Annotated in this window: 11 protein-coding genes; 5 read left to right on the top strand and 6 right to left on the bottom strand. The window is 37.1% G+C overall.

The window, feature by feature from the left end:
* Positions 1-162 precede the first annotated feature (162 nt).
* From IEV74_RS18625 to IEV74_RS18605, 5 genes are all read right to left on the bottom strand, one after another.
* Complete coding sequence (locus IEV74_RS18625; protein ID WP_188456859.1) at positions 163-1,743, bottom strand: bifunctional metallophosphatase/5'-nucleotidase; 1,581 nt, start codon at positions 1,741-1,743, stop codon at positions 163-165.
* Positions 1,744-1,825: 82 nt separating this feature from the next.
* Entirely contained in the window at positions 1,826-2,626 is an 801-nt protein-coding gene (gene phnE / locus IEV74_RS18620; RefSeq protein WP_188456858.1) for a phosphonate ABC transporter, permease protein PhnE, read from the bottom strand.
* Positions 2,626-3,441: a phosphonate ABC transporter, permease protein PhnE gene (gene phnE, locus IEV74_RS18615; RefSeq protein WP_188456857.1), complete on the bottom strand. Its 816-nt coding sequence runs from the start codon at positions 3,439-3,441 to the stop codon at positions 2,626-2,628. The genes phnE (IEV74_RS18620) and phnE (IEV74_RS18615) overlap by 1 nt, the downstream gene beginning before the upstream one ends.
* Positions 3,438-4,214 carry a phosphonate ABC transporter ATP-binding protein gene (gene phnC / locus IEV74_RS18610; RefSeq protein WP_188456856.1) on the bottom strand — a complete coding sequence of 259 codons (777 nt, stop codon included), beginning with the start codon at positions 4,212-4,214 and terminating at the stop codon, positions 3,438-3,440. The genes phnE (IEV74_RS18615) and phnC overlap by 4 nt, the downstream gene beginning before the upstream one ends.
* A gap of 117 nt (positions 4,215-4,331) precedes the next feature.
* Positions 4,332-5,246: a phosphate/phosphite/phosphonate ABC transporter substrate-binding protein gene (locus IEV74_RS18605; RefSeq protein ID WP_188456855.1), complete on the bottom strand. Its 915-nt coding sequence runs from the start codon at positions 5,244-5,246 to the stop codon at positions 4,332-4,334.
* 244 nt (positions 5,247-5,490) lie between these two features.
* Between IEV74_RS18605 and IEV74_RS18600 the strand changes: the two genes are divergently transcribed.
* From IEV74_RS18600 to IEV74_RS18580, 5 genes are all read left to right on the top strand, one after another.
* On the top strand, positions 5,491-6,387 hold the full coding sequence (locus IEV74_RS18600) for a YegS/Rv2252/BmrU family lipid kinase (protein ID WP_229683253.1): 897 nt from the start codon (positions 5,491-5,493) through the stop codon (positions 6,385-6,387).
* A 74-nt stretch (positions 6,388-6,461) separates the two neighbouring features.
* Positions 6,462-6,923, top strand: a complete 462-nt coding sequence (locus IEV74_RS18595; RefSeq protein ID WP_308419020.1) for a MarR family winged helix-turn-helix transcriptional regulator — start codon at positions 6,462-6,464, stop codon at positions 6,921-6,923.
* 364 nt (positions 6,924-7,287) lie between these two features.
* Positions 7,288-7,548: a glutaredoxin family protein gene (locus IEV74_RS18590; RefSeq protein WP_188456854.1), complete on the top strand. Its 261-nt coding sequence runs from the start codon at positions 7,288-7,290 to the stop codon at positions 7,546-7,548.
* Between the two features lie 76 nt (positions 7,549-7,624).
* On the top strand, positions 7,625-7,990 hold the full coding sequence (locus tag IEV74_RS18585) for a YppG family protein (RefSeq protein WP_188456853.1): 366 nt from the start codon (positions 7,625-7,627) through the stop codon (positions 7,988-7,990).
* Between the two features lie 327 nt (positions 7,991-8,317).
* Positions 8,318-9,013 carry an alpha/beta hydrolase gene (locus IEV74_RS18580; protein ID WP_188456852.1) on the top strand — a complete coding sequence of 232 codons (696 nt, stop codon included), beginning with the start codon at positions 8,318-8,320 and terminating at the stop codon, positions 9,011-9,013.
* A 61-nt stretch (positions 9,014-9,074) separates the two neighbouring features.
* On the opposite strand, the gene IEV74_RS18575 is transcribed toward IEV74_RS18580, so the two are convergent.
* Positions 9,075-9,929, bottom strand: a complete 855-nt coding sequence (locus IEV74_RS18575; protein ID WP_188456851.1) for a DegV family protein — start codon at positions 9,927-9,929, stop codon at positions 9,075-9,077.
* Between the last annotated feature and the right edge of the window lie 47 nt (positions 9,930-9,976).

The following is a 9,976-nucleotide window of genomic DNA, read 5'->3' as shown; positions in this document are numbered from 1 at the left end:
ATGTAAATTTGTTCATCAAAGCACCCCCATTTGTCAGTTGAGTGTCCAACAATTGGGGGCCAGTGCACCTTTCTCGAGGAGGCTGAGGCCGTGCCCTAAGGTGCGCATCCGCCCGCAGCGATCCCGGACGGCGACCCGAGAATATTACGTCGCATTTTATGTCTATTGTGCAATTACGTTAAAATTCTGTGTTTGTGTTGCTTTCACAGTAGGGTAGCGTTCAAAATAGGCACGTATAATTTCAACTGTGTCTTTTTGAATTTCACGTACAATTGGTTTATTTTTAAACATGTCATAATTTCCTCCGCCATTTGCACGGTAATTGTTCAGTACAACATGATAGGTATTATTCAATTGAATTGGTTCACCATTATGAGTGACATTTTCTAAACGTGAACCAATTTGTTTCCCCGCATTTATTGTATAATCTATTCCTTCCCACATGTCATAATTGTAATGCTGGGGTTTTGGTTCGACATATGCTGGGTTTACATCAATTTCACCATCCATGTTTACTGTGAAATATGCTGCAGATTTTTCTAGCGCGGCAATGATATCGGCTCCGGTGAGTTCAAGTACAACCAATGTATTTGGATACATATAATTGGAAACAATATCGCGCATTGTTACGACAGAACCGAATCCTCTTGAACTGTTATTTAAGAGAGAAGTAACAGAGATGTCTGCACCTGCTGCATCCATTTGCACCTGATGAATGAACTCAATGAATGCATGCTTTTGTTTTCTAGCTTGGAGTGGGTCTGTTATTGTCATGTCACCTTCAATGTATCCGATTGGCTGGTCAAGCCACTTTTGTGTAGAAGATTCAATAGCTTGCATATAATCAATTATAGCAGGATCTGATTCTACCCCATCCAATGTATGGATAGCAGCGTTTTTATTATGAATTTGCCATTTATCTGAACCTTTTTTCAGGTCAATCGTTATTTCACCATAGGATTGGGCATTAAATCCTGGCTGGACAACCAATACATCATGAATGGCGCCAGTCAGCTGACGGTGCTGATGTCCAGTTAATAATACATCAATACCGTCTATTACTTCACACATTTGATACCCTTGATTCTCACCGGTTAATGTTTCGGTTGGCTCAGCTGTTTCAATATCGCGTTCAAATCCCCCGTGGTAGGAAGCGATTAATACATCGGGTTGTTCTGCTTGATGAATGTGCTCAACCCACTTTTTTAACGTTGAACAGGCATCGGCAAAGTGAATCCCCTCAATGTGATCCGGAGCTTCCCAATTTGGGATATAATGAGTTGTCACACCAACAATGGCAACTTTTATACCATTTTCCAATTGAATCATACGATAGGGGGTTCCAAAATACGGTTTACCCGTTTTGGCGTCAAGACAATTTGCGGAAAGCCAAGGGAAATCAGATAGATTAATTGCATCAGTAAGCACTTTTTTTCCAAAATTAAATTCATGATTTCCAATTACACCAGCATCGATTCCGATTTTATTCATAATTCCAACCATCGGGTTTTCCGAGTCAGCATGTTCTTTAACATAATGGGTCATTAGCGGTGTACCCTGAATTAAATCACCATTATCCAATACAATAACATGCTTATTATCGCTTCTTGCCTGCTTAACGACAGTTGAATATTTAGCAAGTCCTATGTCTGCAGGTTCATTTGTTCCATACATTATAGGAAGTGCGTTACCGTGTACATCACTGGTATATAGAAGGGTGATTTTTGCTGTATGATCTAGCATTGTAGTACATCCTTTCAAAATGCATATGAAGAAACGAAATTAAAGTATAAATCATCTTTAATTTCGTTTCTGTTTAAATAAATTAAACAATTTTCCTTCTAATTCTTGCTGAAATAAAGTCGATAATGGTTACGACGATGATAATTGCCAGTAAAATCATGCCCATTTCATTCCAATTTCGGTTATTGGCAGCGAAAATGATCATTGTACCAATTCCGCCTGCACCAACTATACCGAGAATGGATGATGCACGAATATCAATTTCAAACCGGTAGATTGCATAGGATAAAAATTCCGGTATAATTTGCGGAAGAACACCGTAAAAGAGCGCTTGAACTTTATTGGCACCATTGGCTTCCATTGCTTCGACTACCTGCATATCGATCGACTCGACAACTTCTGAATAAAGCTTACCAAGCATACCCGTTGAACCGATTGCAATCGCAAGCACCCCTGCAAAGGCATTTGGACCAACTGCAACTACGAACAAGATAGCTAAAATAATATCTGGAAAAGCGCGGATGGCTGACAAAATCCATTTGCCGATTGCCGATAACAATTTCCCACGAGACATATTTTTTGCCGCTAAAAATCCTAACGGTATTGCAAGTATTGCGGCCATAAAGGAGCCGGCAAAAGCAATAAAAATGGTTTCAAGTATTTTTTGCGATACTTCTCCAGCTGCTGCCCAATCGGGACTGAACAGCTTAGGGATCACTCTATGAAAGTTACTGGCTGCCCGTTCCACAGCCCTGGTCCAATCAATGTCTATTCCTAAAAAGGTCCAGACATATAGAGCAATCACTGCAAGCAATATAAAGATCTTTTTAAACTTTTTAAACGAAGATTGTTCTTTTTTTGGAGGTAATGAATATGTCGCCATTATATCAATGCCTCCCTAAGTTTATTACTGATATATTCAATGACAAGCACAACGACGAAAATAAGTACGATGATTGCCATTGCATTTGGATAATTGTAAAAGCCTAATTGCTGATCAAGAACAAGCCCGATACCACCAGCGCCTACTAGCCCTAATACAACAGATGCTCGAATATTGATTTCAAACACATATAATACAAACGATGTGAACTGCGGCAATACTTGTGGTACCAAACCGTAAAAAATGACCTGCAGTATATTTCCGCCTGACGCTCGCATTGCTTCAAGTGGATTCATATCGACTGCTTCGATTGTTTCACTGATTAATTTCGCTAGAATTCCCAATGAAAAAATAATTAATGCGATGATACCCGGAAACAATCCAATACCAAATAAACCAACAAATACGACTGCTAAAACTAAATCAGGAATTGTACGTAAAATATTCAATAATGTACGTGTAAAATAATAAAGCGGTTTGAATGTTGTAATGTTCTGCGCCGATAATAATGCTAATGGGACTGTTAAAACTGCTGCCACTGTTGTTGCAATGATTGCCATTTGAATCGTTTGCGCCATAGGGTCCCAAATAGCGGGAAGAATGCTCAAATTAGGTGGAAAGAATTTTTCAATAACAACAACCATATTTCCAATTGCATTACCAAATCCGCCCACCATTTGCTGCTGCGTCCAGAACATACTAAAAAGATAAACACCTATTACAACGAAAAAAATAACAGTAACTTGTATTTTCGTTTTCACTGGAAAAATCGGTGGTGTTGTACCCTGAGACAATGAGTTCGATTGTTTTGTCACGATTCGTTTGCACCCCCACGCAAGTCATCCTCACGTATTGTACGGCCGTAAATCTCTTCAAACGTTTTCTCTGATACTTCGGAAACAGGACCATCAAAAACAACCTCTCCTGCACGCATACCAATAATTCGATCCGCATATTCCATAGCCATATCGATGAAGTGAAGGTTGACAATTGTAGTGATATTGTCTTCTTTATTTATTTTTTTCAAATAGGTCATAACCTGATGTGATGTCGGTGGGTCAAGGGATGCAACCGGCTCATCTGCTAAAATATATTTTGGTTTCTGTGTTAAAACCCGTGCGATACTGACACGCTGCTGCTGCCCGCCACTTAATTCATCTGCACGATTATAAAGTTTTTCATCGATGTTTACACGCTTTAAGCTTTCATATGCAAGTCCAACATCTTCTTTTTTATATAAATTAAATATAGATCGAAAAGTACCCGTATGTCCTAAACGTCCTGCAAGTACATTTTTCAGTACGTTTGACCGTTTTACTAGATTATAATTTTGGAAAATCATACCTATTTTTGTACGGAGTTTGCGTAAATCAGATCCACGATAGGATAAAATGTCTTCATCATCAATTAGAAGAGAGCCGGATGTCGGTGTGACTAAGCGGTTAATACTGCGAATAAAAGTGGATTTTCCTGCACCAGATAGACCAACCATAACAACAAATTCTCCATCATTAATCGTTACATTTATGTTTTTTAAACCTTCTGTGCCATTTGGATATACAAGGCCAATGTCTTTAAATTCAATCATAATATGCTATTTCCTCCATTACAGATTAAGGGTTTTGCTGATTAACTGAGAAAAAGGGGGAGATATAATACCTCCCCCTCCTAATAAGCATTTAATAGCTATAAAGCTGGTAAACTATTAAAGCTCAATGTTGTCTTTGAATTTTTTGTACGTATCTTTAACAACTTTATATTCTTCATCGGATGCCTCAATGATTGCATCCCAATTGTAAACATCGTTCATGATTTTGATCATATCTTCATTTTCATTAAATCCTAGGAATGCATCTTTGATTTTCTGTACCAATTCATCATCCAGTTCTTTTGTAACAGAGATTGTATCGTTCGGAATTTCTTCTGTATAACCGATAACCTTTAACTTATCCATTACGTCAGGGTAATCACCTTCAAGCTCTGTACGAACGTCATCAAAGGTTGTCGCAACATCGGCATCCCCTTCATAAACAGCGATTGCAGCTGAGTCGTGCCCGCCAGCCGGCAGCGTGTTAGAGAAGAAATCTGTTTCCAGCTCTGCAGCACTATCATAACCAAATTCCTGCATTAATTGATTGGCTGGGAAAAGATAGCCTGAAGTAGATCCCTTATCTGCATATGCCCATCTTTTTCCCTTTAAATCTTCTAGGCTTTCAATACCTGAATCAGCGCGAACGACGTATTGTGCTTTATATGTACCTGATCCGAAACGTTCCGATTTTAGGATTACTTCCACCCCGTATTGTTCATTGGCTAATACATAACCGAAAGCTGGAATGAATCCAATTTGTACCTGATTAGCTCCCATAGCTTCTACTAATGAATTGTAGTCCACCATAACTTTTCCCTCTACTGGTATACCCAATACATCAGATAACTCATCTGCTAATGGCTTTACTGTGTCAGCGATCGTGTCAGAATCCTGTGATGGAACAAATCCCATTACAAGTGTTTCTGGTGTCTCGCTTCCTTCAGCTGAATCTCCTTCATCTGAACTGCCACATGCGGCAAGAACGAAAGCTAGGGCTAACATAAGTGCCAGACCATAGATTTTCTTCATTTTGACCCTCCTATGTAATGAAAAAATTATAAATCCTTCACTCTTATTAAATAACATTTAGGTCAAAAATGCTAGACTATTTTTAAAAATTTACTCCTGATTTACGATTTTATTTTACAAAATGGTTAAAAAGTATAACTTATTGCTTAATTGTGTTATCCAGATATGATTATTTTAATAAATGGGTTTTGGAAAGCTGAAATAGGTAATAACAAAGGATAATAGTAAAATTGGGGGTTTTATTGTGAAATACGAAAATGCCTTATTCTTATTTAACGGAAATGCCGGAAATCGGGATTTAGAACAAAAGCTTTCACAAACACTGCCAATCCTTTCACAATCAATCAAACAAATTACCGTCTTAAAAACCCAAACAATAAATGAATTAAAGGATGGCTGTGTTGCATATGCAAGTGAGGTTGAGTTAATCATTATCATGGGAGGAGATGGAACGGTTCACGAATGTATTAACAGTATAGCGGAACTTGAAATTAGACCAATCATTGCCATTTTGCCCGCGGGAACATGTAATGACTTTAGTCGCATGCTCCGAATTCCCCAAAATCTTAGACAGGCTGCAGAAGCCATTGTTAACGGTGAAATAATACCTATTGATCTTGGTAAAACAGATAATTGGTATTTCTTGAACTTTTGGGGAATTGGATTAGTCGCAGACACTTCGTTGAATATTAATGAAACGCAAAAAAGATCGCTTGGCGTACTTAGTTATTTTATGAGTTCAATTAAGACTGTTACGCAATCGGAACCATTCTCATACAAAATGAAAACGGATGTGGAAACATATGAAGGAGAGGCGGTAATGCTAGTAGTTTTGAATGGAGGGTTTATCGGTACTAGACAAATTCCTATTCCTTCCATTAGGTCTGACGATGGATTCTTTGATATTTTAATTGTAAAGAACTCTACACTAGCCTCGTTTAAAGAATTAATTATGTTAGATCAACCGAATAACAACTTAGATCAACTATCTGAATTAATTTATTTTCAAGCGAAAGAATTAACCATTTCAACTGATCCTACTAAAACAATTGATATGGATGGTGAAATAAATGGAATGACGCCATCTGAATTATCAATTCTGCCTGGTCATATTCAAATGATAAAAGGTAGTTCAGGGTAAAAATACACCCACTTGAATTATAAATGGTATAATTATACAAAATTATAGATCGGAAGTTGGTGTAGTTGACATTGATAACGAAAGAAAATAGTACTTTATTAGTGAAAAAACAAGATACGTCATTAAAGTTATTTGTAGTTTTATCGAAAACATATCGTGTTATTATGGAGAAAATTGAAGAAGATATCCAATCAAGGGGGTTGAATCTAACCGATTTTGCAGTATTAGAACTGCTTTATCATAAAGGAGATCAGCCGATGCAGAAGATTGGCGAAAAAATTTTACTTGCAAGTGGCAGCATTACATATATCGTAAATAAACTTGAAAAAAAGGAATATCTGGTACGAGTACCTTGTCCCGATGATAGAAGAAGTACCTTTGCCTCCATATCAGATAAGGGACGGGAACTATTAAATTTAATTTTCCCGGAGCATTGGCAGCGTATTGAGGAATTGATGAGTGAATTAAGTGATGAAGAAAGAAAACAAGCAATAAATTTATTAAAGAAATTAGGATTATCGTTACGAAAGCTGTAGCGAAATTTTTTAGAAAAACATTTACCTGTGATTTATGTCATAGCATGTGATAAAAAAAGCAGATATGATAATAGAGGGATATATGGGATGATGTCTCTGCTCTAATTATATGCATAAGTCAGTCGGTAGACTTATGCCCTTCCTTGGGGGGGACCCTCAAGGCAAAACGCTTTGTCTAATTTTAGATAAAGCGTTTTGCTTTGTTTAATAACGGTTACAGTAATAAATGGATTTTTTGTAATTGTTAGTTGCGTTTCAGTAAGCAGCTTGTGTAAATGAAATGTAACAGCAATGTAATATTAATGTTTAAACTGTTACATTGCTGGGTAATCAATAGTATGAACCACAGTAGGAGGAAATAACAATGAGCAAAAAAGATGTTTTAATATATATAAGCAGCAATTGTCAGCGCAATAATAGGTTATTGGATCAATTGGATGAATGGGATATCAATTATGAAAAGAAAAATGTTACGGAAAACCCTGAATATATGAAAGAATTACAAGGGAAAGGAATATTTGGTACACCTGTTACGTTCATTGATGGCGAACCAATATTGGGAATGCAAAAAAGCAAACTAAAGCATGCTTTGGGTATCGGAAAACAAAGCTTTGGAAAAAATTAATTATAGTTCATAAATCACACTAGCAGGTATTGTGGCATATTGTAATACAAGAAAGTGCAAAAAGAGGTGTATTGTTATGTTTAATAGACCCTACAATTTTAATGAGCCCTTTCCGTACAATACTTATTACGGCAATTCATATATGCATCCCGAGCAATGGAATTATTTGCAGTATCAGCCCCAAAATCCGCCGCCATATTATAAAACACCATTCGAACAATTTGCCAAACCGAAGCAGCCAAGCGATTGGTATACGTATATGCAGCCAAACGCAACACCATATCCACCGCCAAAGTCAAGTGGTCTTGTTTCTTATTTCCAGGATAAAAATGGGCAGATGGATCTCGATAAAATGTTTTCAACCGTTGGAAAGCTTGCAAATACAGTGCAGCAAGTCTCCCCGGTGGTTAAACAATTTGGCTCTATAATGAAAAACATGTAAATTGTTTCTTGTAAAAGCTGATGCGGAATCATACCCATCAGCTTTTTAAATCATTAATTTAGACTGGAAAAATCGAACAATGATGGAAACAGATTAAGAAAGAATAAATCATTACGGGTTATAAATCTTGTACGAAACGGGTAAAAGAAAGTAAGATGTTCAAAAAGTCCGGTGAAAATAAAAGCCCGATTTTGTTCGTTGGCTTGTTTTCCGGTCCTCATATATGTAAATGCATCAAATTATTCTTCAAAGCGACGCCACCTTGAATTTTACGGTACATTCATCACTTTTTGAACGCACACTAAAGAACAATTAAGGAGAATCGATATGATTGCATGTTTAATTATACATGGCTACACGGGGGGACCATATGAAGTTGAACCATTATCAACGTATTTAAAAGAAAATACCAATTGGCACATTGAAGTACCAACACTTCCTGGTCATGGAAGAAAACTTGCACTTGAAAATGTCTCCCATAAAAATTGGATTGCTGCTGCAGAGGACTCTCTGAAAAAGTTAAATGAAAGATATGATGAAGTGTACCTTATCGGGTTTTCGATGGGCGGAATGATCGCCTCCTATTTAACAGCAAAATATAAAGTGGATAAATTGGTACTTCTGGCTACAGCAGGAAAATATTTATCGTTTAAACAAATTTGCCGTGACATTAGCGAGGTTGTTGCCGATGGATTTAAAGGAAAGCTAAGGCAAAATAAATTGTATTTGCATTACAAAAAAAAATTGGGTGCTGTACCTTTTAAAGCAAATCTGGAATTTTTGAAATTAGTTAAGTTCACCAAACCATACTTAAAAAATATCGAATCGCCTGTAATGATCGCACAAGGCCAACAGGACGGAATGGTTCCATACAAAACAGCTTACTATCTGAATAAAGAAATTACATCAAAGCGAAAAGAGGTCGTTTTTTTTGAGCGGTCAAGACACCTTATCTGTTTAGGAAATGATAAGGACACATTAAACACGATGATTTATCAATTTTTGACAAAGGAAAAGGAGTAGAAAGCCTGGTGGCACTACTCCTTTTATTATACGGTTCTGTTCAGTCCATATAGTCCTCTTATTAATCCCTAAAAAACGATATGACAAGTCCGCCTTCACCGGCATAGGTTGAAATTAATGGTCCCATTTCTGTTATATAGGCATCTTTAAACGCATATTTATTTCGTATTTCAGTCAATACTTTTTTCGCGCGTTCTTCAGCATTGCAATGTGTTAACGTAATCACCTTATCTTCAACATTTTTCGTATATTCACCAATCTGTTCGATGAAACGGCGTATGGATTTCTTGTCACCTCTTACTTTTTCAGAGACCTCTATTGTTCCTTCTTCACTGCCGCGCATCAGTAATTTAATGTTAAGGGTTTTGGCAATGGCACCTTTAACTTTATCTAATCGTCCCCCGCGAATTAAATTGTCAAGTGTTTTTAAAACAAATAATGTTGTTATGTGTTCAACACGTTCATACAGATGTGTGACAAGTTCTTCAAATGAATAATTTTCGTTAAGCTTTTTTTCAGCCTCATGGAGCAGCAGGGCTTGCCCGCAAGTAGCTGTCTTTGTATTTATTACTTCAATTTGACGGGTTGGTTGTTCATCTAGAAGCATTTCTTTTCCCTGAACGGCATTTTCATACGTACTGCTTAAGCCCTTCGTTAAACTCAACATAATAATAGGTACATCTGGATTCACCTGTTTATATGCCTGATAAAAATCATTTGGACTTGGGGCAGATGACCTGGGAAGTTCACTTTCCTCTTTAATTTTTTGATAAAAACTTGGTAAATCTATGTCTGCACCGCCTTTATATTGCTCATCTTGAAAATGCAAATAAAGCGGTATCACAATAAGCTTTAGTGACTCGGATAATTTCTTCGGTACATCGGCTCCACCATCTGTCATTAGTTGGATTCGCATGACCTCACCTACTTTAATTAAGATGGTTCAAGTATATCAGTTTAATG

The organism is Virgibacillus oceani, from assembly GCF_014638995.1.
GTDB lineage: Bacteria > Bacillota > Bacilli > Bacillales > Amphibacillaceae > Virgibacillus_E > Virgibacillus_E oceani.
Note: the sequence above shows the minus strand (reverse complement) of the source record. Positions and strands in the feature narration are given on the sequence as shown.